The organism is Pantoea sp. AN62 (assembly GCF_050432985.1).
GTDB classification, from domain to species: domain Bacteria; phylum Pseudomonadota; class Gammaproteobacteria; order Enterobacterales; family Enterobacteriaceae; genus Pantoea; species Pantoea brenneri.
This window is the reverse complement of the sequence record NZ_JBNPYB010000021.1, coordinates 1-25,088: the sequence shown is the minus strand read 5'-3', so window position 1 is coordinate 25,088 and position 25,088 is coordinate 1. Positions and strand designations below refer to the sequence as shown.

Annotated in this window: 25 protein-coding genes and 4 pseudogenes; 16 read left to right on the top strand and 13 right to left on the bottom strand. The window is 51.2% G+C overall.

Annotated elements, in window-relative coordinates; all coding sequences use genetic code 11:
• Positions 1–88: 88 nt before the first annotated feature.
• The gene (locus FHW04_RS21090) at positions 89–1,102 is read right to left on the bottom strand and encodes a Gfo/Idh/MocA family oxidoreductase (RefSeq protein WP_089562418.1); all 1,014 of its coding nucleotides are present in this window, start codon (positions 1,100–1,102) and stop codon (positions 89–91) included.
• 109 nt (positions 1,103–1,211) lie between these two features.
• Here FHW04_RS21090 and FHW04_RS21085 point away from each other — a divergent pair, with 109 nt between their 5' ends.
• The gene (locus tag FHW04_RS21085) at positions 1,212–2,222 is read left to right on the top strand and encodes a LacI family DNA-binding transcriptional regulator (RefSeq protein ID WP_089562419.1); all 1,011 of its coding nucleotides are present in this window, start codon (positions 1,212–1,214) and stop codon (positions 2,220–2,222) included.
• Between the two features lie 207 nt (positions 2,223–2,429).
• A complete protein-coding gene (locus tag FHW04_RS21080) occupies positions 2,430–2,864 on the top strand; it encodes a hypothetical protein (RefSeq protein ID WP_089562420.1) in 435 nt (144 codons plus the stop codon).
• Positions 2,865–3,109: 245 nt separating this feature from the next.
• Here FHW04_RS21080 and FHW04_RS21075 read toward each other — a convergent pair.
• Positions 3,110–3,412: pseudogene (locus FHW04_RS21075) on the bottom strand (helix-turn-helix domain-containing protein); the annotation flags it as partial.
• On the opposite strand from FHW04_RS21075, the pseudogene FHW04_RS21070 reads away from it, so the two are divergent.
• The 3 genes and pseudogenes from FHW04_RS21070 to FHW04_RS21060 form a co-directional block, all read left to right on the top strand.
• Positions 3,407–3,616 (top strand): annotated as a pseudogene (locus tag FHW04_RS21070) (Tn3 family transposase); the annotation flags it as partial. The pseudogenes FHW04_RS21075 and FHW04_RS21070 overlap by 6 nt on opposite strands.
• Before the next feature lie 42 nt (positions 3,617–3,658).
• Complete coding sequence (locus FHW04_RS21065) at positions 3,659–3,955, top strand: MerR family DNA-binding protein (RefSeq protein WP_227021986.1); 297 nt, start codon at positions 3,659–3,661, stop codon at positions 3,953–3,955.
• A gap of 65 nt (positions 3,956–4,020) precedes the next feature.
• Positions 4,021–4,404 (top strand): DUF6685 family protein, encoded by a 384-nt coding sequence (locus FHW04_RS21060; RefSeq protein ID WP_371601279.1) that lies wholly within the window; start codon positions 4,021–4,023, stop codon positions 4,402–4,404.
• Here FHW04_RS21060 and FHW04_RS21055 read toward each other — a convergent pair.
• Complete coding sequence (locus FHW04_RS21055; RefSeq protein ID WP_089562422.1) at positions 4,401–5,081, bottom strand: SOS response-associated peptidase family protein; 681 nt, start codon at positions 5,079–5,081, stop codon at positions 4,401–4,403. The genes FHW04_RS21060 and FHW04_RS21055 overlap by 4 nt on opposite strands.
• Before the next feature lie 138 nt (positions 5,082–5,219).
• On the opposite strand from FHW04_RS21055, the gene FHW04_RS21050 reads away from it, so the two are divergent.
• The 5 genes and pseudogenes from FHW04_RS21050 (at position 5,220) to FHW04_RS21030 (ending at position 8,929) form a co-directional block, all read left to right on the top strand.
• Complete coding sequence (locus FHW04_RS21050; protein WP_089562423.1) at positions 5,220–5,597, top strand: S24 family peptidase; 378 nt, start codon at positions 5,220–5,222, stop codon at positions 5,595–5,597.
• Positions 5,598–5,599: 2 nt separating this feature from the next.
• Positions 5,600–5,827 (top strand): annotated as a pseudogene (locus FHW04_RS21045) (translesion error-prone DNA polymerase V subunit UmuC); the annotation flags it as partial.
• Positions 5,828–5,900: 73 nt separating this feature from the next.
• A complete protein-coding gene (locus tag FHW04_RS21040; protein ID WP_406549307.1) occupies positions 5,901–6,305 on the top strand; it encodes a site-specific integrase in 405 nt (134 codons plus the stop codon).
• A 12-nt stretch (positions 6,306–6,317) separates the two neighbouring features.
• Entirely contained in the window at positions 6,318–6,890 is a 573-nt protein-coding gene (locus tag FHW04_RS21035) for a tyrosine-type recombinase/integrase (protein ID WP_227021987.1), read from the top strand.
• Positions 6,890–8,929, top strand: coding sequence for a tyrosine-type recombinase/integrase (locus FHW04_RS21030; protein WP_227021985.1), 2,040 nt, complete (start codon positions 6,890–6,892; stop codon positions 8,927–8,929). The genes FHW04_RS21035 and FHW04_RS21030 overlap by 1 nt, the downstream gene beginning before the upstream one ends.
• A 429-nt stretch (positions 8,930–9,358) precedes the next feature.
• On the opposite strand, the gene dsbG is transcribed toward FHW04_RS21030, so the two are convergent.
• The 7 genes from dsbG to FHW04_RS20995 form a co-directional block, all read right to left on the bottom strand.
• A complete protein-coding gene (gene dsbG, locus FHW04_RS21025) occupies positions 9,359–10,120 on the bottom strand; it encodes a thiol:disulfide interchange protein DsbG (protein ID WP_089562424.1) in 762 nt (253 codons plus the stop codon).
• Positions 10,113–12,146, bottom strand: coding sequence for a protein-disulfide reductase DsbD family protein (locus FHW04_RS21020; RefSeq protein ID WP_089562425.1), 2,034 nt, complete (start codon positions 12,144–12,146; stop codon positions 10,113–10,115). The genes dsbG and FHW04_RS21020 overlap by 8 nt, the downstream gene beginning before the upstream one ends.
• Positions 12,147–12,743: 597 nt before the next feature.
• A complete protein-coding gene (locus FHW04_RS21015; RefSeq protein ID WP_227021984.1) occupies positions 12,744–13,337 on the bottom strand; it encodes a DsrE family protein in 594 nt (197 codons plus the stop codon).
• A gap of 109 nt (positions 13,338–13,446) precedes the next feature.
• Positions 13,447–13,860: a DUF6691 family protein gene (locus FHW04_RS21010; RefSeq protein ID WP_089562426.1), complete on the bottom strand. Its 414-nt coding sequence runs from the start codon at positions 13,858–13,860 to the stop codon at positions 13,447–13,449.
• A gap of 21 nt (positions 13,861–13,881) precedes the next feature.
• Positions 13,882–14,310, bottom strand: coding sequence for a YeeE/YedE family protein (locus FHW04_RS21005; protein ID WP_089562427.1), 429 nt, complete (start codon positions 14,308–14,310; stop codon positions 13,882–13,884).
• Positions 14,311–14,346: 36 nt separating this feature from the next.
• The gene (blh, locus tag FHW04_RS21000; RefSeq protein WP_089562428.1) at positions 14,347–15,630 is read right to left on the bottom strand and encodes a bifunctional sulfur transferase/dioxygenase Blh; all 1,284 of its coding nucleotides are present in this window, start codon (positions 15,628–15,630) and stop codon (positions 14,347–14,349) included.
• A gap of 19 nt (positions 15,631–15,649) precedes the next feature.
• Complete coding sequence (locus tag FHW04_RS20995; protein ID WP_094106429.1) at positions 15,650–16,447, bottom strand: sulfite exporter TauE/SafE family protein; 798 nt, start codon at positions 16,445–16,447, stop codon at positions 15,650–15,652.
• A gap of 186 nt (positions 16,448–16,633) precedes the next feature.
• On the opposite strand from FHW04_RS20995, the gene FHW04_RS20990 reads away from it, so the two are divergent.
• Positions 16,634–17,866 carry an NAD(P)/FAD-dependent oxidoreductase gene (locus tag FHW04_RS20990; RefSeq protein ID WP_089562429.1) on the top strand — a complete coding sequence of 411 codons (1,233 nt, stop codon included), beginning with the start codon at positions 16,634–16,636 and terminating at the stop codon, positions 17,864–17,866.
• 96 nt (positions 17,867–17,962) lie between these two features.
• On the opposite strand, the gene FHW04_RS20985 is transcribed toward FHW04_RS20990, so the two are convergent.
• Positions 17,963–18,283, bottom strand: coding sequence for a hypothetical protein (locus tag FHW04_RS20985; protein ID WP_089562430.1), 321 nt, complete (start codon positions 18,281–18,283; stop codon positions 17,963–17,965).
• Positions 18,284–18,548: 265 nt separating this feature from the next.
• Here FHW04_RS20985 and FHW04_RS20980 point away from each other — a divergent pair, with 265 nt between their 5' ends.
• The 4 genes and pseudogenes from FHW04_RS20980 to umuC all read left to right on the top strand — a co-directional run.
• The gene (locus tag FHW04_RS20980) at positions 18,549–18,896 is read left to right on the top strand and encodes a hypothetical protein (RefSeq protein ID WP_089562431.1); all 348 of its coding nucleotides are present in this window, start codon (positions 18,549–18,551) and stop codon (positions 18,894–18,896) included.
• A gap of 46 nt (positions 18,897–18,942) precedes the next feature.
• Positions 18,943–20,937: a protein-disulfide reductase DsbD family protein gene (locus tag FHW04_RS20975; protein WP_089562432.1), complete on the top strand. Its 1,995-nt coding sequence runs from the start codon at positions 18,943–18,945 to the stop codon at positions 20,935–20,937.
• Positions 20,938–21,067: 130 nt separating this feature from the next.
• Positions 21,068–21,574 (top strand): redoxin domain-containing protein, encoded by a 507-nt coding sequence (locus tag FHW04_RS20970; protein ID WP_089562433.1) that lies wholly within the window; start codon positions 21,068–21,070, stop codon positions 21,572–21,574.
• A 232-nt stretch (positions 21,575–21,806) separates the two neighbouring features.
• Positions 21,807–22,880 (top strand): annotated as a pseudogene (gene umuC, locus FHW04_RS20965) (translesion error-prone DNA polymerase V subunit UmuC); the annotation flags it as partial.
• Positions 22,881–23,484: 604 nt separating this feature from the next.
• Here umuC and FHW04_RS20960 read toward each other — a convergent pair.
• Both FHW04_RS20960 and FHW04_RS20955 read right to left on the bottom strand, forming a co-directional pair.
• Entirely contained in the window at positions 23,485–23,823 is a 339-nt protein-coding gene (locus FHW04_RS20960) for a molecular chaperone (RefSeq protein ID WP_094106494.1), read from the bottom strand.
• A 56-nt stretch (positions 23,824–23,879) separates the two neighbouring features.
• On the bottom strand, positions 23,880–24,563 hold the full coding sequence (locus FHW04_RS20955; RefSeq protein ID WP_009093278.1) for a ParA family protein: 684 nt from the start codon (positions 24,561–24,563) through the stop codon (positions 23,880–23,882).
• 463 nt (positions 24,564–25,026) lie between these two features.
• Between FHW04_RS20955 and FHW04_RS20950 the strand changes: the two genes are divergently transcribed.
• Positions 25,027–25,088, top strand: a 62-nt coding sequence (locus FHW04_RS20950) for a hypothetical protein (RefSeq protein WP_225385476.1), incomplete at its 3' end; no start/stop codon positions are given.

The following is a 25,088-nucleotide window of genomic DNA, read 5'->3' as shown; positions in this document are numbered from 1 at the left end:
TGTTACCACACTCAGGGCGCGATGGCGGCAGACGGCAAACTCAACAGCGCATCAGTGACCGGCAGGCAGATCGTCCTGCCGGTCCGGATTACAGCGAGACTTTTTCAACCGGACAGAAGCGATGTTCGGCCAGCGAAATCACCGCCGCCTCAGCAATCGCCTGGGCTTGCAGACCATCTTCCAGCCCAGGCAGATCGGCAACCGTCTCGCCATTCAGCGAACGGACAAACGCATCCAGTTGCGCATACCAGGTCGCCTTTACCCGGCTGAGCCAGTCAGGCAGCAGCCCGGGCTGCTGGATCTGCTCGCGCTGATAGCAGGTCACGCCCTGCTGCTGCTGACTGCGGGACTCCAGCATACCAAGCGGCCCCATCACGCTGATCCGCTCGTCGTAGCCGTAGCCGGTGCGGCGGGCGTTATCCAGTTGCGCCAGCCCGCCACGTTGCAGCCGCAGCAGCAGCGTGCTGGTGTCTACGTCTGCAAAATCGCTGATGGCCGGCAGCGCCAGCGCCGCCCCCATGGCGGCCACTTCCGTCACTTCGTCATCGGTCAGCCAGCGTAGCAGATCAAAAAAATGGATCGCCTGGTCACGCATCTGTCCCCCGGACGCCTGCAGATAGGCCAGCGGCGGCATCTCTGAAGAACGGCAGACCATCTGAATCAACTCAGCTGGCCCGACTCTGCCCTGCCGGAGCTGCTGCTTAAGCTGCTGGTGGCTGATGTCGAAACGGCGATTGAATCCGACCGTTACCGGCACATTACAGGGCAACACCTGAGCCACCACCCGGCGCGCGCGCTCCAGAGACAGATCGATAGGTTTCTCACAGTAGATCGCTTTGCCGGCACGCGCCGCCGCCACCAGCAGATCGGCATGGGTCGGTGTCGCACTGGCGATGAGCACCATATCGATACTGTCATCGTTCATTACCTGGCTGACTGGCGCGGCGTGAGCAGCAAAACGCGCAGCAAATGCAGCGGCGCGTGCGCTATCGGTATCGGTTACCGAGACCAGTTCTGTGGCCGGATGCGCCTGCAGATTGACGGCATGCACTTCGCCTATAAATCCACAGCCCAGCAGGGCAACACGTTGCTTTTTATTCATTTATTTGAACTCCATCATAGTCCAGTGGAAAGCGCCGTTTGCAGCTTAGCCTTGCTGGTTACACTGGTGACATCGCGTTGTTGAGGTCTTTACCTCAGGGGAGAAAAGAATGTCGCTGAAAGAGATCGCCCGGCGTGCGGGTGTCGGTCTGGCGACCGTGGATCGGGTGCTCAATGAGCGCGGTGGCGTGTCACCCCAGACGGTGCGTAAAGTCCTGCAGGCCGCGCGTGACAGCGGTCTGAAACGCATTTTGCCGCAAGAGCATCGCCAGCCGTGGCAGATTGAGGTGTTAATCAGCAGCAACGATGCCTTTTTCTTCCGCCAGCTGGCGCAGGATTTGATTGAAGCGGCAATGCATCCGGGCTATCAGCGGCTGACGCTGCACCGTACCTTTGTGCCTGAAGCGCAGCATGAGCGACTGGCACAGCGCATTATGGCTGGCAGTGAAACGCGGGACGGCCTGATGGTGTTTGCGCAGGCACATCCGGCGATTTACGCTGCGCTGGCGCACTGTGAGGCGCGTGGCGTGCCGGTTATCACGCTGGTGACCGATCTGCCTGACGCGGCCCGGCTCTGTCACGTCGGCATAGACCAGCGGAAAGCAGGACGCACCGCCGGTCAACTGATGGGCAAAATGCTGCAACAGCCGGGTGAGGTACTGATGGTCAGTGGACGGATGGATTACACCGCGCACCGGGAGCGGATCGACGGCTTTCGGGATGTGCTGAGCGCGCGTTTTCCGCATCTTCATTTGCGGGAGGAGCTGGCGGCTGAGGAAAATCGCGATGTCATCAGCAAACTGCTGGAAAAACAGCTGATCCGCGGCGGCAATCTGCTGGGTATTTACAATACGGGACTGGGAAATACCGAAATAGGCCAGGCGCTGGCGCGCCATCGCCGCCTGAATCAGTGCGTGTGGATCGCCCATGAGCTCTATTCCACTACCCGCACGCTGCTGGCGCAGCAAAGTCTTGCCCTGACGCTGGACCAGAACACCCGGCAACATGCGCAGCTGGCACTGCAACTGATGCTGAACTATCTGGAACAGGGAGAAAAGCCCGACACCTACGCTGCCGGAAAAGTTGAGTTCGTCATTTACACCTCTGAAAATAGTGTTTAAGCAACAGGCTATCAATGCCCAACACATGTACTGATGCAAAATATAGAACTGACTTTTGGTAGAAACGCACTATTTTTGGCGTTTTCTTATACTGACCATGTTGATGGCCGTATTCGTGGGGATGGGGCAGCCTCCTGAGTATTCAGTCGTAGGATTGCTAATGAATTAAAGGAAATTCTTTGTAGTTAACTTTATAGGAGTGATTTTATGAGATTCATTTATTCAACCAAAGCCCTGATGGCAGCGCTCACGCTAGTAGCCGTTTCCATACTGGGAATATATGGAAGTGCTAATGCTCAGGGACCAATAAACGGATACCAGGGCATGACCCCGGATCAACAAATTTCAGTGAATAAAATTTACAGCGAGTATGAAAAAACAATATCACCATTACAACAACAACTCATTATAAAACAAGCAGAATTTGACAGTATTACCTACGGCGGAACATCCCAGGACACAGAAAAAGCACAGTCTCTCATTAGAGAAATAGGGGAACTCAACGCAAAAATTTATGCCGCCCGCTCGGAAATGCGTAGCAAACTTGAAGCTTTTGGCGGTTATTATCCTGATCGCGGAATGATGAGGGGACATTATGGTCGCGGTATGATGAATTCAAATCATTACGACAGTTGTTGGTAGTAGCATGGTCATAGCAGCTATGACTCCAGCGACCGTCGATATCGACGGTCGCTGCGACTCTTACAAGCTGCTCGCTTTTGTCCTGGTAGTATCGCAGGTCAAAAAGCGCTTCTAGTCTGAAAATACAATCAAGACAGTAATATAGAAAGATGACGGCACTGGATATTCTTCCGTAGTCACTGAAAAGCGCTTTTAAGAAAAGAACTGTAGCAAGAGCCACTGACGAGTCAGGTAATCGGTGTAGCTCAGGTGCTGAATGCTGCTTTCACTCTGAGAATGGTTTGCCGGGTGGTGTTAAATTCACGGGCAACTGCGCTGACACTGCTTCCCTCACTGAGGCGTTCCATCGCAGCCTTTTTTTGATCTTCGTTCAGCGCTGGCGGTCGGCCAAAACGTTTTCCTGATGCTTTGGCTCGTGCAATACCAGAGTGTGTACGCTCAAGAAGCAAATCCCGTTCAAATTCCGCTACGGCGGAAATAACCTGCATGGTCATTCTCCCGGCAGCGCTTGTCAGATCAACTCCTCCGAGCGCCAGGCAGTGAACACGGTATATATAGAAAGAGCCATTGAGGCACTGAAACGAAAAGGCATCCCGATTAATGAGCAACTGGTATCTCATCTTTCTCCTCTGGGCTGGGAACATATCAATCTGAGTGGCGATTACGTCTGGCGTAATAATCTTAAGCTGGGGTCCGGGAAATATCGGCCATTACGCACAGTCGATACCGAATTGTACAAAAAACAGTCTTAGCGTGGGATAATTTCCGTTTTCCAAACGGACCCCATTGAGCGCTTGCAATTCATCCGTCATTGCCGTTCGCTCGACATGACGTTGAGCGAGATTCGCGCATTGCTGGGTCTGCGAGACAACCCGATGCAGGACTGTGGGGAGGTCAACACGCTGCTGGAGGCCCATATTCAACAGGTGGAAATGCGTGTGTCCGCGCTGTTGCAGTTAAAACGGCACTTGGTTGATTTGCGCGAGAAGTGTTCTGGCTCTCGATCTGTAGAGGCGTGCGGCATTTTGCAAGGGTTGGGCAATTGCAATTGCCATGGTGAAAGTGCCACGAACAGTCAAACATCTGGGTAAGTAAGGGCTTAGCGTGCTTTATTTTCCGTTTTCTGAGGCGACCCCATGATGATGGCTCACATCATTTGTCCGCAGCACGTCACATCGCACTGCAGCTCGGAATTAACTGGCCATTTAAGGGCAGGCTGTCCAGGTACACCCTCAGTAAGCGCGGAGTAACCTTACTCAGTAGTCGCTGGCACCTCGTGCTGATACCCTCTTCTGCCGCTTATTCTACATTCATGGATGCAATGGAACGGGACAAATGTCCGTTCGGACTGTCAGAAATGCCGGATAACCTTCACTATCACCAGGGCGGAAACAAAGGACTGAATGTGGTGTGGTTAGACCGGCACGACCCTAAGGCTGAACGGGCTGCGACTGTTCTGTTAAAGGCCGGATTTCCGGATTTAGGCCGCGTTCTGGAAGGGACAATGAACGACTGTATAGAAGAAAACCATTTCGACTAAATATCACTGTCCACTACTGCCTCAATCAGTTCTTTTCCCTGGTTATGTATATTGCCTACTTTTTTGCTGACGGGATGCCAGGTAAATGCTTTTTCCGGAACGGCTGCGTTATGAGCAATTTCTTCTGCACGCGCTGGAGACGTTTCATTGCTGAGCCACTCACGAACGGCATCAGGCGTAATCACCAGCGGCCGCCTGTCATTTATATCGACCATGCCCTGATTGCTGGCTGAGGTGACAATCACGAAGCCCTCTTTGCCGTGATCCTGCCCGTACGGCTGCCTGCCGATTGCGGCAAAATAAAGAGGCTCCTTCTTTTTGTGAAAAATGAAGAATGGCTGCTTCTCACCACTTTCTTTCTGCCATTCGAACCAGCCGTCAGCAGGCACGATAGCGCGGCCATGATTCCAGAGAGGCTTAAACATGCGGCCGCTCGCAGCCGTCTCACCGCGCGCGTTGATAAGTGGCTGCTTATCCCACCATTCCGGTCCGTAGCCCCAGTACACAGGATCGAGGCGCAGTGAATCTTCCTGTTCGTTTAGAAGGAGTACTTTAGTGCCTGGTGCTACGTTAAAGCGCCCGAGAGGTTCCGGATCGAATGTGATTTCGTCCGGTGTCAGGCCGAGTGCATCAAAATAATCATCGCGGCTGCTGTACTGCGCAAATCTTCCACACATAGTTACCTCCTGCTGTTGATGTAAGGATAGCGACGTATACTGATATCAGGAGTATTAAATGCGCCCGCGAGACGGACACCTGGTCGTTATCTGGTTCACCTTACAAGGCTGAAAAGCTGTAAAGAATGGAGTATTTGCATGGCCTTTCAGAGTCCGGCCCAGAACTACACTGAAACGCGCCTTAATCTGGGCGATCTTGTGCATCTTTCCCCTTACTCGACCTATCTGATGCGCAGCGACAGTAATTTTCCCGACGCCGGTATTGTTAAAGGGTCCGTACTGGCCATCGATCGCGCGCTGATACCCGCACACGGTCAGCTTATCGTGGCTGAACTTGACGGGGAGCTGACATTAAGGCGCCTGCTGCTTAATCCGGTTCCTGCCCTGCAGGCGCTGGACGCGGACGAAACTGTAACGCTGCTTGATGTAAGCCAGGCACTGCCCATATGGGGTGTGGTTGCCTATGCCCTCACTGACGTAGCCGGCGTAGGATTCATCGGACCGGCAGGAGAATAGGCATGTTTGCGCTGGCCGATGCCAACAACTTTTATGCCTCATGCGAAACCGTTTTCAGGCCTGATCTGCGCGGTAAGCCTATCGTAGTCGTTTCGAATAACGACGGCTGCGTGATCGCGCGATCGGCAGAAGCAAAGCGTTTAGGAATTAAGATGGCCGCTCCCCTGTTCCAGAACGAACGTTATTTCAGAGAGAACGGTGTGCATGTGTTCAGCTCTAATTACGAACTTTAGTAAGTTAAGTGGAATGCAACATCTCCGGTATAAACTTTAATCAGTTGTTATGAGCTGAAAGGGGAAGGCCGTGAACACCACCATACATTCCACACCTGCACTTCTGCTGACTGAGCAGTGGCTTAAAATTCTTTCGAATTTAGGAAGAGCCAGCGCAACTATTAAAGCCTATCGAAGCGCCCTGACGCATTTTTTTGCCTTCTGTGAAATACACGATATTGCTCCTGAAAGGGCTTCCTTTGAGGACATTGCAGGATATATCCGCCCTCAGCTCCCTGATATGCCGTCCCCCGTTGCCAGCGCCACACTCCAGTTGCGCATTTCAGTTCTTCGCCTCTGGTATGACTTTCTGATTTACCAGGATATTTGCTGTCTCAACCCGTTACCCCGTTCGGGTTTGCCTGGTGCCATTTATACCGGGCGTGGCCTGATCCCACGTATCATCCGCCTCCCCGTGATTCCCGATGACAGGTAGTGGCTCAGGTTCCTGAAACACGTTTCTGCCGCGTCTCTGCGTGACCGGCTGATGCTTGCGCTGGCTTATTATGGCGCGCTCCGGCGCACGGAAGTGACGGCTCTGAGGCTTGAGGACATTGATCTGGCTCACCGCCTGATACGAATCCGCGCAGAGACGACGAAAAACAGACGGGAAAGAATGGTCTGCTACAGCGCTGACGTTGCGCCGGTACTGGCAAACCATTTTCGGCAGCTACGGCTGGCAGGCTGGTCAGGCGGTGCTCTGTTCCGTTCCGCCTCTGACCGTAATTACGGCGCTCCTCTCTCGTTCTGGAGCTGGAGTAAAACCGTGCGGAAATGGGCGACAGAGACTGATCAGCCAGACATCACCACGCATACTTTCCGTCACCTCCGGCTGACGCACCTGGCACGGGCTGGATGGAAACTGCATGAACTGGCTACGTATGCAGGGCACAGGGACCCACGTACCACACAAATTTATATTCATCTGTCGGGAACGGATATGGCTGCCCGTATGGCTGCTGCTGTCGCTGAAACCGACCGGAAGATCGCAGGGCTTATCTTTCAGGCGGGGGCCGTGTGATGAAAGCAGAAACAGGAATTCATAACATTTATGTCCCCTTCTGTCGTTCAGATTATCAGCTGAATAATGTGTTAAGCACTGAAGAGCGCGAGGCGTTAAGCACCGGGCACAAACGTACCTCTGCTCTGAGCCAGCAGGGTTCGCTGTCATCTTTACTGCGTCCTCTTCAGGATATTGCCGACCGCAGCGGCACCAGTGACAGGATCGTAAGGATTATCATTCCTGCCGTTCTGGCGGAAATACACCGGACAGGGGAGCCCTGCTGGCTGTGGGGATCGGAAAAGTGGCTGACACTGTGCCAGCAGCACCGTTCAGGCAGGCCCCTTATTGCGGCTTTTGCCTTCCATCTAGGTCCATTTCCCTCACCGTTCAGCCTGCCGCATCATGGTGCCCCGTCGCTGTACGCCTCTGCCATCTATGGTCGGGAATTTTTCACACAGGAGCTTAACCGGCTGACGGACAGTCTGGTTTCACTGGGATACAAACGCAGGAACCAGAAAAATCAGCTGTCAGCCCTGCTGGGCATACTGATGATGATGAACAGTAGTCCTCAGCTCGAAAGCTTTACGACTGATCTCCTGTGGCGCGCGCAGAAGTACCACGATCGGGGGATCGCAAGGACAGTGGGAAGAGTTTCGCATGCGCTTGCCTCAATGGGCATCATCAAAAGCCCCGTGCGTATGCGCAATTACCAGGAGTGGCGCGAAAAACCGACAGAAGATATCGCACAGGCCTGGGTAGCATGGTGCCGGCGGTGGAGGGAAACCTCAGTGCTTCGTCCCCGATCCAGAGAGAGCCAGTACAGTTTTATCCTCCGCTGCGGCCTGTGGCTCGCCCGGGAGCATCCGGAAATACGCGAGCCATCCGACTGGACAATGGAGATCTGCGCAAGCTTCATTGCAGCAGTCGGAAGAATGAAGGTCGGTGAACTTTCACTGGGCACGGCACAGGGAATGCGCCGGTCTTCCCGTTCCGGAGAACCCATGCTGCCAAACTCCCGCGCCGGTTTTGTGTATGCCGTTCGCCGCTTTATGATCGACTACGAAAACTGGGGATGGGGACGGCTGAAATTCAGTCCGTCCCGCCATCTCTCGACGCCTGATACGCCGCTGTTTCGTCAGGGCGTCAATCCCCGGGTTATTGATGCTCCGGTCTGGCTGAAACTGGTCTGGGCAAGTCTGAACCTGCGTCAGGAAGATTTGCTGAGTGAAATTCATTATCCCCTGTCAATGCTACAGGCTATGGCAGTCATCTGGACGCATGCAGGGCTGCGTCAGAATGAGCTGATGCGCCTGACCGCAGGCTGCATCATTCCACAATCGGAAGATATTAACCGGGACGACGGCAGTACTATTCCAGCCGGAACTCTTTGCTACCTGAATGTACCAGCTGGCAAGACATCTAAAGCCTTTGTTAAACCGGTTTCTGCTGCAGTGAAAAAGTATGTCGATATCTGGCTGGCAGAGCGACCGGAAGAGCAGGCAGCGCTGACGGATGAACGCACCGGTGAAAAGGTCCGTTTTCTGTTTCAGTTTCGTGGCAAACCGGTGGGAAGAGACATAGTAAACCGCACCGTCATTCCGGTTCTCTGTGCCAGGGCGGGAATGCCGCAGGAAGACAGCCGGGGTCCCATTACCAGTCACCGGGGACGAGCATCGGCCGTGACTGCCCTGGCCAGCGTTCCTCAGGGCATGTCGTTATACGAGCTGATGCAGTGGTCAGGTCACTCTTCGCCGCAGTCCACCATGCATTATATTCGTATACGCCCGACACAGCTGGCGGCCTCTTTTGTAAAGGCTGACCGTGTGGCGCATATGATAAGCGTGCTGATTGACCATGACCCGGCAGCAGCCAGCCTCATGGGGCCTGCGACATATTATGATCTGGGCGACTCTTTCTGTACTAATCCCTTCTGGAGCAGCTGCCCGCACAGAATGGTCTGCATCGGCTGTGACTTTAATCTGCCAAAACAAAGCGCAAAAGGGATGTTACTGGAGGGCCAGGCTTCCATAAAAGGTATCTGGAAGAGGTCCCGCTGACGCCGGATGAAAGAGCGATAGTTGAAGCCGATGCAGAAAAGCTGGAGGTGGCCCTCCGAAAAATAGTGTAATTAAAGCCTCTATGTCACCTCAAATATATGATTGCATATGTTAAATTTTTACGGCAGACACGACAACGCAGGTAAAGAGAACAAATTTGTGAGCAAGCATTCAGTCCCACTTTAACTCCGGATCGATGAATGCATTAGCGGTATGTACGACAGGGTTGTTCAGAACAGGATCAAACGAATGATAGTTTGACTTTGTGCAGTATCGTATACAGGATCACCCGATCCCGGAAGCATACTTATTCTTTATATTGCCTCAGATAAATCGGTATCAGCAGTACCTGACATGCTGAGTGACATCTGCCGTATCCCCAAAAACACGCCGGGAAATACGTGTTTATGCAGATACGACAGGCCGGAATTATTTACATGCTACCAGGTCTGACATCTGTTGATCGTCCGGCAACCCGACTATTTGCTGGAGGCGATTATTATGGCTGAGATAATAAATAGCCGGTGTGCCCGTCGCACCCAGTTCCTCCATCAGCTTTTGATTAAACTGTATTTCAGAAAAAACAGCTCTTGAAGTTTTTTCTGGTAGCGCCGGCCGGCTCTTTCCGTTCGACAGCTCAAAGTCCGTCCATACTTTTACCGGATCAGGAGCGGAAAGGATAGCCGCAGCATAGCGGCCGCTATCCGGCTTAATCACGCCAACCAGTTGCGTCTTAAGCGATATTTTTTTATCTTTTATTGCCGGCTGCGCTTTCTCCCAGAATTTTTTACAGTAAGGACAGAACGGATCAGCAAATACAACGACTTTACAGCTGGCCTGTTCGCTACCTTCATTAATACCTGGAGCTTTTAACAGGCGCTTCCACATTTCCTGTCCGGCAGGAACATAGACTTCTTCATTGATAATCTTTTCGCTGAGATTATTCCCCTTTTCATCATACATATAGCCAGATATCGCATGCTTTTTGTCTGGCGTAAGGTATACGGTCAGCCCCGTCCCCTGATATTTTCCTAACCATCCCTGAACACCACCGGGTGCAGAAAAGGGTTTGATAATTTCTATGCCCTGGGTTTCCAGTTGTTTAACCGCGGGAGGGAGATCTGTCCGGGTTTCGGCCTGGACGACTGTGCTGACCAGTACACTGACGAGGGGTATCAAATATTTATTCATTATGAGCTCCGGTTGATTGAGTTTTAATAGAATCTGAGCTGCGTAGCAGGCTCAGTAGCTGATGCTTATCAAGAAGAGGCGGCAGAAGTTCTCCCTCCGTCTGTCGGGGAGTAAACAGGGCGTTAAAAGGAATTCCGCTGGCGCCATTACGCTGAAGAAACGCCTCAATTTGTGGGGATGGCCTGCTCCAGTCTCCCTTCAGGGCAACGACATCAGCACGGTTAAGTTCCTCCGCAACGGCAGCTGAGTTCAGAACCAGTGCCTCATTAACCTTGCAGTTGATGCACCAGTCCGCGGTGATATCAACAAACACGCGTTTATTTTCGGCCAAAGCCTGGTCCAGCGCAGCCTGGCTGAAAGGTCGCCAGCTGATGGATGAGGTGGCGGTCTGGTGTGCAGCCGGAGGCAAAGCGGCATAGATTACCGCTGCAGCCAGTAACCCCAGAGCAAGCAGATAAAAGTGGCGACTGGAACCTCTGTAAGCCCGGGCGCAGCCATATAAAAACAGCGTCAGCAGAATCCCTGCCGCTACGGACACCCACCGAATGCCGACGGAAGGTATCAGTAATGACAGCAGCCACAGAGTGGACGACATCATCAGGCCAACCAGCAAAATCCTGAACAATTTCAGCCAACGGCCGGGTCTTGGAACAAAGGCAGCAACTCGCGGGAAAGCACTTATCAGAAGCCAGGGAAGACTCATCCCGATACCAAGCGCCATGAAAATGATCCACAACTGCCATAAAGGTGCGGCCAGGGCAACAGTTACCGCAGTGCCAAGAAAAGGGGCTGTGCAGGGCGTGGCCAGTAATGTTGCGAACATGCCTTCACAAAAACTGCCCGCCACGCCAGCTCCCCCTGTTGTTGCCAGGCGTGTAGAGACTGAGGATGGCAATCGCAGCTCTGCAATGCCCGCCAGGCTGAACCAGAAAAGCCATGTCACCAGTACCATAAAACCCGTAAACCAGGGGCTCTGAAACTGAAAACCCCAGCCTACCCATCGTCCGGATAATCTGATGACCGCTATCAGGGCTGCAAGCAGTATGAACGAGGTAATGATCCCCGCAGCGGTAGCCAGAAACCTTTTCCGGATGTCGTTTGTATCGCGATGATGCGAAGAGGTCAGGAAGGCAAGCTTCATGCCCAGTACGGGTAATACGCAGGGCATAAGGTTAAGGATTAATCCTCCTGCGAGAGCAAAGAAAAGCGTCTGCCACCAAACAGGAAAAGCAGATGCATGCTCTACCGAAGCGTTTATCTGCTGGCTAAGTTCACCATCCGTAATCACTGCAGTCAGAGCCGAAATATTTGAAGTCTGTAAAGGTTCACCCCAGTTGTTTCGCAGGGAAAGCACAGCTTTAAGTTTATTGCCTTCTGTGTGTATATCCGGTTCTGAATACACTGCATTTTCGGGGGCATCTGCATAAAATGAAGGTGCCGTCCATGAGGTGGTTTTATGAGCGTAGACAGTGAGTGTCGTCCCCCCCGACTCTACGCGATCAACGATAATCGGACCTTCACTGGCTGGCACTCGTGCCATTGCCTGCGACCAGCTTTTTTCGAAATCATGCGTGGCTATCTGGTCCGGGTATAAACGAAACTTCCAGCGCGTGTTAAGACACACATTACTGCAGGTTGCGAGCATCAGTGTTCCCGTGAGTTCGCCAGTCTGCTGGTCAGTTTTCACCTCAAGTGGAAACGTCACCCGTTTTTTGTAGCCAACGCTGGTAAAGCCGGCAGAATCAAACCGATCAGGCTTCGGCCAGTGCCAGACGGTTTTTGCACCGGAATCCCATACAATCTCCGGCGCTGCTCCGCCTTCGCCAGGCGAGCGCCAGTATGTTTTCCAGCCATTATCGAGCCGGATATCGAGCAATACCCGTGTATAACCCTTATCCGCATAGCTGCTGCGAAATCTGATATCCGCATGCGGATTTTTGGCATTATGTATCCAGCCGCTGTCATCTGCCTGTGCCACAGACAGTAAGGCGATCAGGAGAAACAGACTCCTGAAAATAATTGTCATCACTTTATCTCCATTGAATAAGTTAAAACCGCCAGAACGGATTTACTTATTCGCGGAAGACACAGTTAACGATATGAATTTTTGATGGATGAAGAGGAGGGATTTTGTCCTGCACGCATACTGCCTCCGATTTGGTTATCGAAGCTACGAACAGAATAAGCAGGCAGAATGAAGCTATTAAGCTGTCAAAGAAGAGCGGAACTGCAGACGTCAGGGAGTGAGCGGAAAGGTGACAGGGTGACAGATCAGACGCTGGCTGTGATACTGCAGCAGATAATGACTGATGTTCAGCTATTCCGGAGTTGAACGCTAACTGATGTACCATGGTGATGCGTTGTGACAGGCAGACCAGTATAATGACACACGTAATTATCAGGAGCAGGACTCCCTTCAGGCAGCGTGATTTTTCATCATGGTCTGAGCGCATCAATTTCATCCGGTAGAGCATAAAGAAATATGAAGAACAGGCAAGCTCTCATTTGTAAAGCATTGCTCATAAACAGACTGGATATTAAGGTGCACCCACTTTCGTAAAGCAGAGATATTTCCGTCCTACGGGGTTGTGGTGTACTAAAAGGATCGTCTTTCTCTCTTCGGCTACAAAGGCATCAGGCTGTAACCCTGCTGCTCAAGGGTGGTAATCGTCGTGAGCGCAGACAGTGAAGTTGTTACTGACCTGTCTATTTCTGAATAATCAAACTGATGCTCAGCCACTGCCTGCCCGCACACCGCCACCTTCACGCCAGCACGCCTCAGTTTTTTAAGAAGGTCGGTATTGGGATTTGCGACGGCAAAGTGCTTCTGATAGGCCTCACGGCTCAGAGTGAGTGATGTCGCCTCTCCCGACGCAACGGCCACGAAAAACAGATGGGACAATGGCACGCCGGAGGCAACATACAGATTAACGGTCCGGGCGACATGATCGAGTGAAGAGTTTATTTCATCCGGATTTTTACTGCCTTTCGTCAGCGAGAAAACTATCTTATAACGCTGGTTTTTTTCAGGTTTAAACGCTGAATCAGGCAAAAAGTGAATTTTTCCGTATCCGTGGATTTCAGGGGTCGACCAGAATGAGGGGGATGGCGAAACTTCGGCTGCTGCAGCCATACTGCACATCAATCCTGCAACGACCATTAATCGTCTGAAATTTGCGATGGGGCTGTTCATAATTTTACCTTTTGTGGCTGGCATAATATTCTCCCGTACACGCCGGATCTGTGCTGTCTGGCGCGGAGTGCACAGAGATGATTTATTCATGATTACAGGCAGCGTTTCGGATTTCCCGACATGATATACAGGCTTAAGTACGGGACTCAGCCCGCTGAAAAATATACATACCTGCCAGCATAGCGATAAAGAAAACAGCGCCTTTAAGGTTTGCGCTGCCCAGTAATACCAGCGCCGGCCCCGGGCAAATCCCTGCCAGCCCCCATCCAGCTCCGAACAGGACGGCTCCGGCCACCAGTCGCATATCCACTCTGCCTGCTACAGGAAGTGATATTGTTTCTGCATACATGGGCTGTGCGCCTTTTCCCGCCCGGCGAAAAGCAAAAAAACTGACACTGATGGCACCTGCCATAACAAACAGCAGTGAGGGATCCCATAATCGTGAAATATCAAGAAACCCCACAACCTTTTCTGGCTGCGTCATACCACTGATGAGTAATCCCAACCCAAATATGAGCCCGGAAATCATTGAAAAAAGTATCTGCATCCTGAACCTCAGCGTTATGCATTAGCCTGCCATGCCTTGCAACCAGACGGTAAGCATGCCAGTCAGAAGAAACAGAGCTGTCGCCACCAGAGAGCGCACTGACAGCCTGGCTATGCCACAAACGCCGTGTCCACTTGTGCAGCCCGAACCGAGGCGCGTACCTATACCGACAAGAAGACCAGCGATAATCAGCACACCCCATGAAACTCTTATGGAGCTGTCAGGAAGCGGACTGAAAAGGCGATACACCACTGGTGACAGCAACATGCCGATGATGAATGCCAGCATCCAGCCCTTTTTTCTTACCGCCGGGTTGAGCAGGTTTCCAGTAATACCGCTGATCCCTGCTATGCGACCGCAGAATAACAACAAAATACAAACGGCCAGCCCGATTAAAATGCCACCGGCGAGACTCTGCAGAATTGTAAGATGTGTTGAATCAATAGTCATAGTATCTCACTTTTTGTCGGCATGATCCTGCCACCGTCAGAACCGGTTAAGCGGAATCTTGAGATAAACGTTGCCGTCCGCCTCTGGTTCAGGCAGGTTGCCGCCGTTAATATTAATCTGGAGGGCCATCAGCATCAGATCCGGAAGAGGAAGCGTGGCATCACGCTCTTTACGCATGTTAATGAATGCCTGGCGATCAGTGTTGACCAGATAAGCATTATTTTCTTTCTGTTCACTGATAGTGCTTTCACACTGAGCTTCTCGCCCATCATGGCGGTAATCATGGCCGGTAAACAGTCGTGTATCAGACGGCAGGGCCAGAATACGCTGTATCGTGTTCCAGAGATCTTCAGCACTACCGCCCGGGAAGTCGGCACGTGCTGTTCCACTGTCTGGCATAAACAGCGTGTCATGAATAAAGGCGCTGTTACCGATATGATAGCTTACCGAAGCCAGGGTATGACCGGGTGAAAAAATGACTTCACCACGCAGATTACCGATATAAAAAATATCGCCATCCTTAAATAAAGCATCCCATATTGCTTCGGGATCGCGTATGGATGGCAGGTGATATAAGGTCTTCCAGAGGGCCTGTACACCGCTGACCTTTTCGCCTATCGCGGTCGGCGCGCCGGTCTGTTCTGACAGCCAGGCTGCGGCAGAGAAGTGATCGGCGTGAGGATGGGTATCAAGGATCCACGCAACCTGCCATTTCCTTTTATTTATAAAATCAAGTATTTCATTCGCCTGCTGATAAGATACAGCAGCGGATTTTCGATCAAAGTCCATAACCGGATCGATTATGGCGCAGCGCCCGCATTCAGTATCGGCAATGACATACTGCATGCTGCCACTGGCAGACTCATAAAAATGATATACTTCAGCTTCCGGGGTATGCTGCTGACGACGGGCATACCAGGCCAGTGCTTTATCAGCATCAGATCCCAGCGTACTGCACTGCTGACGGAAAGATGCTTCATCAATATGGCCTTCATTCAACTCATACAGCAGATAAAGCGCAACGGAACGCGAGCCGGAACGACAGTGGGCCAACGTTTTCTTCCCCCTGCGGATCAGCCTGTTAAACGTATAGACAGTTTCCCAGGTCAGAGAATCAAAAGTAAAGGGCAGGTAAACATATGTGATGTCCTGCTGCTCAGCCAGCGCCTTTTCCTGGGCGTGAAGGAGAAACTCTCCTTCCTCTTCGTCAGGACGGTTATTGAGAACTAGATCATACCCCTGTTCACCCAGCGCCAGAAATTCTTGATGGCTGGGCGCGTCGGAAAATGAAATTTTTCCATCCAGATGTCGAATGTTCATTATTTACTCCGTTCTTATTTCAGAGGTTTTTGGTCAGCATGTACAGAGCCATCACAATCAGCATGGCCGAAAAGATAAGGTTGATTATGTTTTCATTTTTTTTAAGCCGGTTCGCAATTCTTACCCCGACAACACCCCCTATCATCCCGCCCACTATGATCAGGACGGTGGTAACGGGTTCAACTTTATCTGCCAGCGCATAGCTGATGCTGGTCGATATACCCATTGCGAAAACAACCATCAGTGAGGTGGCAATGGCTTCCAGCATGGTGAACCCAAACAGCCAGACCAGTAACGGCACCACAAGAAAACCGCCACCAATACCCAGAAAACCCGCCAGGACGCCGACTATAAACACCGCAGTGTAGGAAGTTATAAAATGGGGTGACTTACGGTCCGGCAAAGGCGTGGCTGGCGAAGTTTTTCGGGACTTATTCAGCATCACAAACGCAACGACCAGCATCAGAACCGAAAAGGGCAGTAGCAAATACTGCCCGCTGACCATTTTGCCCAGCGACGCGCCCAGACCAGCCCCGACAACCGCGATAAGCGAAATTGTGGCGCCGGTTTTCCATCGTACATTGCCGCCTGAGGCATGCGTGAAAAGGTTTATCAGCGCACTCACGGCCACGGCCATTGCACTGGTGCCTATCACCATGTGGGCGTCTTTCATTTTAACCAGGTAAAGCAGAAGGGGAACGCAGACGACCGATCCCCCTCCTCCCGTCAGTGCAAGAAGAAAACCAACAATCATTCCTGTCAGTATCAGCAGGCTTATGGCCGTAACGGACAGGCCGGCCAGTTCATTTAAAATCATGGTGCTTCCCGCAATTGGCTCTATACGTATTACGGGGATGGAAAGGTAAAGTGTCAAGAGGTGTATTCCATATAGCTATTACATATAGCAAAATGGTATAAGCATTTTTTTTCATAACAATTCGGTCTAACTGTGACCTTCTTTTATATGACTTTCTGCTCTAGGCTTACCGCAAAGGGGAATCAAATGTCACATGAAAAAAACAGTAAAAGTATCCGTTTAGTGGTTATCGGCGGCGGTTCGGCGGGTATCGGCGTCATTGCCAGTATTCAGAAGCGACTGGGTAATGTGTCCGTCACTCTGATTGAGCCGCGTGAAAAACATTACTACCAGCCTGCGTGGACGCTGGTTGGCGGGGGATTGTATGATATTGACAAAACCCAGAAAAGCATGCGGGACGTTATCCCCACAGGCGTCGAATGGGTCAAAGATGCCGTTCATCATGTATCCGCTGAAACCAGTACGGTTGAGACGGCCTCAGGCCAGACCATTCCATACGACTACCTGATCATTGCGTGTGGTCTGACACTACGCTGGGATTTGATTGAAGGCCTTCAGGAGACGCTGGGGAAAAATGGCGTAACATCAAACTATCGTTTCGACCTCGCCACTTATACCTGGGAACTGGTGAGGAATCTGCGAGGTGGCAATGCTGTTTTTAGTCAGCCTCCCATGCCGATTAAGTGCGCTGGTGCCCCACAAAAAGCGTTGTACCTCTCCTGCGATCACTGGACGCGTACCGGTGCGCTGAAAAATATTAATGTTTCATTCTGCCTGGCAGGCCAGGCAGTTTTCGGCGTTCCTGAGTTTGTTCCTCCGCTCAAAGCCTACCTGGATAAATACGGTGCGCAGGTCAACTACGGTCGGACGCTCAAGCGCGTAGATGGAGAGAGTAAGCTGGCCACCTTTTCAGTTACTGATGCCGAAGGCGTCAGCACAGAAGAAACACTCCCGTTTGATATGCTTCACGTTGTTCCGCCTCAGACTGCGCCAGAATTCATTAAAAACAGTGACCTCGGTGATGCTGGCGGATGGTGTGATGTGGATAAATATACCTTACAACATCAGCGCCGAAAAAATATCTTCTCGCTCGGTGACTGTTGCTCTGCCCCCAACTCAAAAACCGCTGCTGCGGCGCGTAAGCAGATCGTGGTGGTTGCGGAAAATTTCCGCAATGCCGTGCAGGGAAAGGCACTGGCCGCACGCTATGACGGCTACGGCTCGTGCCCGCTTACCGTCGAGCGCGGAAAGGTCATACTGGCAGAATTTGGCTACGACGGCAGGCTTATGCCCACATTTCCTCTGAATGCCACACGTCCAAGCCGCCTGGCCTGGTGGCTTAAGGTATGGTTCCTGCCGCGTTTCTACTGGGCAGGTATGCTTCGCGGCGTGGAATGGTTCGCAAAAAGCAAAAACTGATTTTAATCAGTTAATTAACAGACAAGCAGTGCCTGATTTAAGCAGCATAACTTCTTCGGCCTAATCATACCGATACTTCAGGCCGCAGAATGCGCATCAGGGCCTGATATAAATGGCTCCGTTATGCTGTTCCTGCATAAGATACAGGATCGCAGCCGGAACAATGGTAAATCGTGCCGGTATTATGCCGGGATCAATGTTATTTGCCTTCAGCGAGTTATGGCAAAGAATCAGTTCCACATGTTTGCTGTCTGTCAGCTCATCGGGGATTACTTTCTCAAGCACATCAACTACCGCATTTGCATTGAATACAATCTGAATGCGGGGCAGCTGTCCGCCCTCTTTGAGAATATTTTTTGCATTAGAGAATGCATTATCAGTGCGTGACTTATCCGGAACATGCAGTAAAACATTCATACATCACCTTTATTGCAAAATTTACTCAGACTATGCTCAGCCGTTATGTGCTGGCAGTGGCTCACTTATACACCTGAATACCAGCGTTTGTTGCTCTGTGCCTCCGCAGATAATGCCCGCCCGCGCCGATTAAAAGACGGATGAGCCTCTGTCCCTGCTGAAATCATTCCTGCCGGGGGCAGTTGAGCCGGTTATGCAGCAGCCTTTACTTCAGTTGGATTGATAATTGCTGAAACGCCTATAATTTGCCAGGAAAATACTGTTCATGTTAATTGCACGTTACACATACCGGGTTTTGATTATGGCTTGTATGGTCATCGTCTTTTGCATGGCACAGCATAGCTTCAACCCGCACGTATACAGTTCTGCAACGATTGTCATGAAAACTGACCATGGTGTATCTGAAGCAAAAACAGGTAACAAGCCATGCGAACTGAGCAGTAAGACGCTGCACATCAAAGAAACGTTGCCTGACCTGCTCGTCCCTTTCCTGATTCTGATACAGGCACTGATCACTGTCCTCTGTTGTTCCGCCATCCGAAAAATGCCTGCTGAACCGATCTTTAATGCGCCACGACGAAGACACCTTACGTTTTGCGTCTTTCAGGAATGAAAAACGATTACCCGCGGTAATTACTTTTTCATTTCTGGAGAAAAAAATGGCTATTTTTATCAGGAGCATGTTGCTCCTGCTTGCTGTCTGGCAACCTGTCGCGCAGGCGGCTGACAGTGGCTGGCTGCGCGCAGCACAAAACACCCATGCTGAAGTCCGTCTGCGTAGTGCAACTACGCCTGATAATCAGGTGCGTCTGCTGATTGATGTCCGCCTGCAGCCTGGCTGGAAAACCTACTGGCGAACTCCTGGTGAAGGAGGAGTTGCACCAGCCATACGGTGGGAATCAGACATCGCTGAAGAGCGCTGGTCGTGGCCAACGCCGGCACGCTTTAACGTATCGGGCTTTACTACTCAGGGATACCAGAGAGACGTCAGCCTGCCGGTTACTCTGCGCGCATCCGGCATACTTAAAGGTACGCTGACGCTATCGACCTGCAGTAACGTCTGCATTCTGACCGACTTCCCGTTCAGTCTCGATCTGGATAAGCCCGCCAACGCTGAATTTGTGGCTGATTACGCCCGCGCTCTGGGCCAGGTGCCGGTAAACAGCGGGCTTATCGATGTGCTGAAGGCTGGTTATGCTGGCAATGAGTTGAGAGTTAAGGCTGAACGTGCTGACGGCTGGCACCATCCGGAAATTTTTCTCGATAACCCCACCGGGTCAGTGTTAGGTAAGCCGGTAATTAAAATAAAAGACCGGCAGATGATCGCGAGTATGCCGGTGACTGACGAATGGGGAGGCGAATCGCCATATTTGCATGGACAAGAGTTATCACTGGTGATCGCCGACCGTGGTATCTCACAACAGAGCAATACTGTAATTGGTGATCCCCTTGCTGTTCCCTTCACTTTTGACGGGCTTGCTTACATCGCGCTGCTGGCGCTCCTTGGCGGCCTTGTCCTGAATCTGATGCCGTGCGTCCTGCCGGTGCTCGCATTAAAGCTCAGCGGCCTCATTCAGGCCAGTGGGCAGAGCCGTCGTCTCACTCGTCAGCAATTTCTTGCCTCCAGTGCTGGTATTGTTACTTCATTTATAATGCTGGCACTGTTTATGAGTCTGCTGCGGCTTTCGGGCGAAACCCTGGGCTGGGGCATTCAGTTTCAGAACAGTGGTTTTTTGCTGGTAATGGCGCTGGTTTCGTTCTTTTTCACCGCAAGCCTGTTCGACCTGGTGCATATCAGACTTCCATCCTTTTTAAGCACCCGACTTGCAATGCAGGGAGGAGATAATCTCAGTGGCCACTTTATGCAGGGTGTCTTTGCCACGCTGATGGCAACGCCCTGTACGGCTCCTCTCCTCGGTACTGCTATCGGCTGGGCACTGGCCGCTCCACTTCCGGGGCTCTGGCTTCTGTTTATACTGATGGGTATCGGCATGAGCCTGCCCTGGCTGCTGATAGCCATGCAGCCTGATCTTGCACGTTTTTTACCAAAACCCGGCCGCTGGATGCTGTACCTGCGCGCAAGTCTCGGCACGATGCTGCTGCTTTCCTGTATCTGGTTACTCAGCCTGCTGGCTGGCCACTGGAACAGAGTCGCTGTAGCAATAATTAGCCTGTTGCTGCTCGCTATTCTGCCCTGCAGCCTTATAAAGCAAGGCAGGAACAGGCTGGCATCATGTGTCGCGTTGATAATAGCGCTTAGCGTGGCAGGCTACACGGTGACAACTGGTGAGGGCGACGAGTTACGCTGGAAACCACTTACTGAAGAAGCCGTTCATGAGGCGCTACAAGGCAATAAGCGCGTTCTGGTCGATATTACCGCCGAGTGGTGCATCACTTGCAAACTCAACAAACTACATGTCTTTGATAGTAATGTAGTCCGTAAGGCGCTGAAAGCCGATGATATAGTACTTCTGCGCGGTGACTGGACTCATGCTGACCCTCAAATCAGCCGCTTTTTGCAACAGCGCGGCAGCGTTGCTGTGCCGTTTAATCAGGTATATGGGCCTGCGACACCTGAAGGCATCGTGCTGGGAACGGTGTTATCCCGTGACGCCCTGCTTTCTTCACTCGCCAGGGCAAAGGAACAGCCATGAATACGCAGCCTCTGGTACTTTTTATGCCTGATTATGCCGCAGCCCCACTAAACGGCAAATGTATTATCCGGCGCATAAAAAATCATAACTATCTAATATTTAAACTAAATTTTAATACGGAAAGTAATCTATGATGCATTTGCGCAAATGGCTTATCAAACTGACCTGCTTTATTCTGTTTGCTCTACCCGTAATTTTAGTAGTCGACTGGTTACGTTTTCCGGAACTGCCTGCTGATAGCGCATATGCTGAGCTGACTCTGCTGGATGGTTCAGTCACTACGCTATCAGCATTAAGTGAGCGGCAGCCGTTAGTAATTTATTACTGGGCAGGCTGGTGCCCTGTCTGCAAGCTGACTACGCCGCTTGTAGCCGATATGGCTGCCAGGGGAAATAATGTTCTGGCTGTAGCGTTGCGTTCAGGTAATGACCAGCAGGTAAGCAGATTAATGTCGGGGTACAGGCTACAGGCATCCGGAATCAATGATGCTGATGGCAAACTGGCAAACCGCTGGCAGATTACCGTAACCCCCACGTTTTTAATTGTTTACAAAGGGAAAGTTGCTAGCGCTACCAGTGGCTGGACCAGTCGCTGGGGATTACAGTTTCGATTATGGCTGGCTGAGTTCACCTTTTAATAAGGAGCAAGTCCTGAAATATGAAAAGGCCTGGCATTCGGGAATACTTTAAGAGACAGAGAGACATCTTTAGCTTTTAATGATGCAGAACGATGCCAGTTTCGTAAGTAAGAACAAGAAAATACTGCAATTTAGCTTTTTAAAATTTTAGTGTCAGTTTCTTTGACCATAATTTCTCCCTTATCAATTCACCGCCACCTCTTCATAAGTTCAGTAAGGCTTTTTGTTGAAGGTTTCATTTGAATTTCTATTCCACATAAACCACTCAATGAGCACGCGGGTAATGTCCTGTATTGAAGAGATGGTGCCACGTCTGGAGGTGTATTCGGTTGACGAAGGGTTCTGTGACTGCACGGGTATGGAAATGGCTATGCCGTACGAGGACTTTGGCCGCATGATCCGGTCGCACGTCAGGGCCTGTACAGGCCTGATCGTTGGCGTTGGACTTGGGCCAACGAAGACCCTGGCGAAGTCGGCACAGTGGGCCGGAAAGGAGTGGCCCCAATTTGGCGGGGTGCTGGCGCTCACGACTGGGAATCCGAGGCGGACCGAAACGCTGCTGTCGCGTCAGCCCGTGGGTGAACTCTGGGGCGTGGGGTCCCGGCTTGAAAAACGCCTGCAGCTGCTCGGCGTGACAACGGCGCTCGATCTGGCACGCGCCTCCTCTTCTTTCATCCGTAAGAATTTCGGTGTAGTACTTGAGCGCACGGTACGCGAGCTTAACGGCGAATCCTGCATCCTGATGGAGGATGCGCCACCGCCCAAACAGCAGATTGTTGTGAGCCGCAGCTTCGGCGAGCGCATCACGGAATATGACGCTATGCGACAGTCAGTTTGCACGTATGCTGAACGCGTTGCAGAAAAGCTTCGTGAGGATCGCCAGTTCTGCCACCACATCTCCGTTTTTATCCGCACCTCCCCTTTCGACACCGGACAACCTGGCTACGGCAACACGGCATTTGTGAAACTGCGCGTTGGCACGCAGGACACACGCAACATCATTGAGGCAGCGGTGAAATCCCTGGACGCGATCTGGCGCCCGGGTTTTCGCTATGCGAAAGCCGGCATCATGCTGAGTGAGCTGCGGCCGAACGGCGTGGCCCAGCTCAACTTGTTTGACGATGAAGCGCCGCGCGCTGGTAGTGAAGCACTGATGAGCCTGATGGATTCAATGAATCGCTCCGGGCGCTACAGCATAGGCTTTGCGGGTAAAGGTATCGACCCTGACTGGAAGATGAAGCGGGAGATGCTGAGTAAAGCCTGGACGACGAACTGGAAAGAGATACCAGTTGCAAAGGTATGTTAAAGGCACACATTAAGTATTTAAAATGTACATATTAAATACGTAATAGACATTGATTATGTCTGACTAATAAAACTGATAGTGCTTAGTTTGGCATGCTCAGCGCCTGTGCCAGTCCTCCAGGCCGAACTCAACTGCAGTCCGGGAGTTTTACCACGCATCCATTTCACAGATGTGAGTTTGCCTAGTGAAACTCATTAAGTAGGCGAATAAAAGGTCCTGGTTTTTTCCCGATGAAATAATGGCTACACGGCAATTTGTCACCATAGTTAAGACGCTGCTGGCATTTATCGAACGCGGGCCGTTTTCTGCGGACATGACATATGAACATATCTGCGCGCTGGGTAATCAAAACTCCCGGGGCGCCGCTCCAGGATAACCTGTACATCTCGATTAACAGCTGATTAATACACCTTCTTTAACCGGCGTTCGCAGGGCCCTGAGCGTCTCTGTAAGCGTTCAGACTGATGCCAGCCACGAGCTTAAGCGCAAGCACCAGCACAATACATTTAAAGCACACAAAAAGCATTAAAAATGTACATTTTAAGTACGTAAAAACATTCAATTAAACAAGAAGCCTCTCAGTAAGTGGCTTCCTTATTGAGCCTTATTTACTATCAAAAGCGCCATCGCGTGCAAGCTTCTCGCGAAACGCCTCAAGTATATAAGGCGTCATCAGCAGGGATGTGACGTTACGCTCTTTGAGTGAGTCGTACGCGTCCCACAGGTCCTCCGGGATCTGAACGTTTTTAGCCCTGCGCACAGCTTTTGCTTTCCGGCGTGGACCAGATTCGTTTTCAATCTGCTTCTCTGGTTCTGCAGGCCTGACGGCCTCGGCCGCGACAGGCTGTTGTTCAGCTGGTGCAGAACTCCCTGCTTCATGCAAAGGTGCGTTTTTTGAGAGCTGTGAAATACGTTCGAACATTGCTGATTTAGGATTAGCCATCAGATACACCATTCATATTTAAAAAGTACATTTTCAATACTCATTGAATATCTTAATCATACCTTTTCTATTGCATTGCGCATATCTAAAAAGAGCGAGCGCATAGCGTTACCAACATTGCTGTAGCGTGTTGTCATATGCTCAACAACCCCCATGCCCTGACCAAACTGCTGCGGTGCAGCTTTATCCATTGGAATAGCCGTCTCCATCCGAACCAGATTATCGAACTGGGCAATGTAGTTATCGATGTCGCTGTAATTACGTCGATTTGGCGGGACCTTATTCATCACCACATGAGCGATTTTTTTCTCGCCCAACTCAGCCGAGATTTCATCCAGTACCTTACTGAATTCGTGAAGGCCCAGAATATCGGACGGGTCATCCTTCAGCGGAGAAATAATGAGATCAGCAAGCGCTACTGCAGCACGCGTGATCGAGGAGTCAAAACCACCACAGTCAACCAGTACGGTCTGCCCCTTCTCTTTAGCTTCCAGAACATCGGCGATAAAGCGGTCCACGACATTTTCCATGTCGTCGGTGAGGCGGACTACATTCCAACGAATATTCTCATCGCGGAAGCCATTGAATGTTGTCACGGCCGGAGTAGGGTCAGTGTCATAAAAAGTATCAGGCTTAAGCTCGGGCGCTATGTTCAGACTGATAAGCGATTTGCCCGTGCCGCCCTTTTTGATTGCTACCGCTACAACTTTTCCCGCGTATGGATTTGATGCGTTATTCATACCTTCCCCATCCCTAAAATGTACATTTTCAGTATCTGTTTAGCACCTTATCAGTACACTCACTAAAGCGCAATAAAGAATACCTTACGAATACTAAAAATGTACATTTTTAGTATTTAAAAGATGTGTTAGATATACACCAACATAACACGCATATTCATTAGCATTGCTCTTCGAACCGGGGCAGGGGAGGGGTACAATCGGGTTTTACAGGCGGGGCTATCTCAGCAAGATACCTGCGCTCCTTTCAGTTTTTGGAGAAGTTATATGGATATGTTTTCCTGGTTTTTGATCGCTATCGCGGTGGTCGCTTACCTGATTTCGGGTAGAAAACGTAAAAGGAAGGGGGATGTATACAGACGCAAAACAGATTATCAGCCACCGAAGCGTGAAAGTTATGACCGTGCACCGGAGGTTGTCAGGGAGCAGTCGGCTTTGTTGAATAAATCGAACTTTTGCTGAGTTGAAGGATCAGATCACGTATCTTCCCGACAACGCAGACCGTTCCGTGGCAAAGCAAAAGTT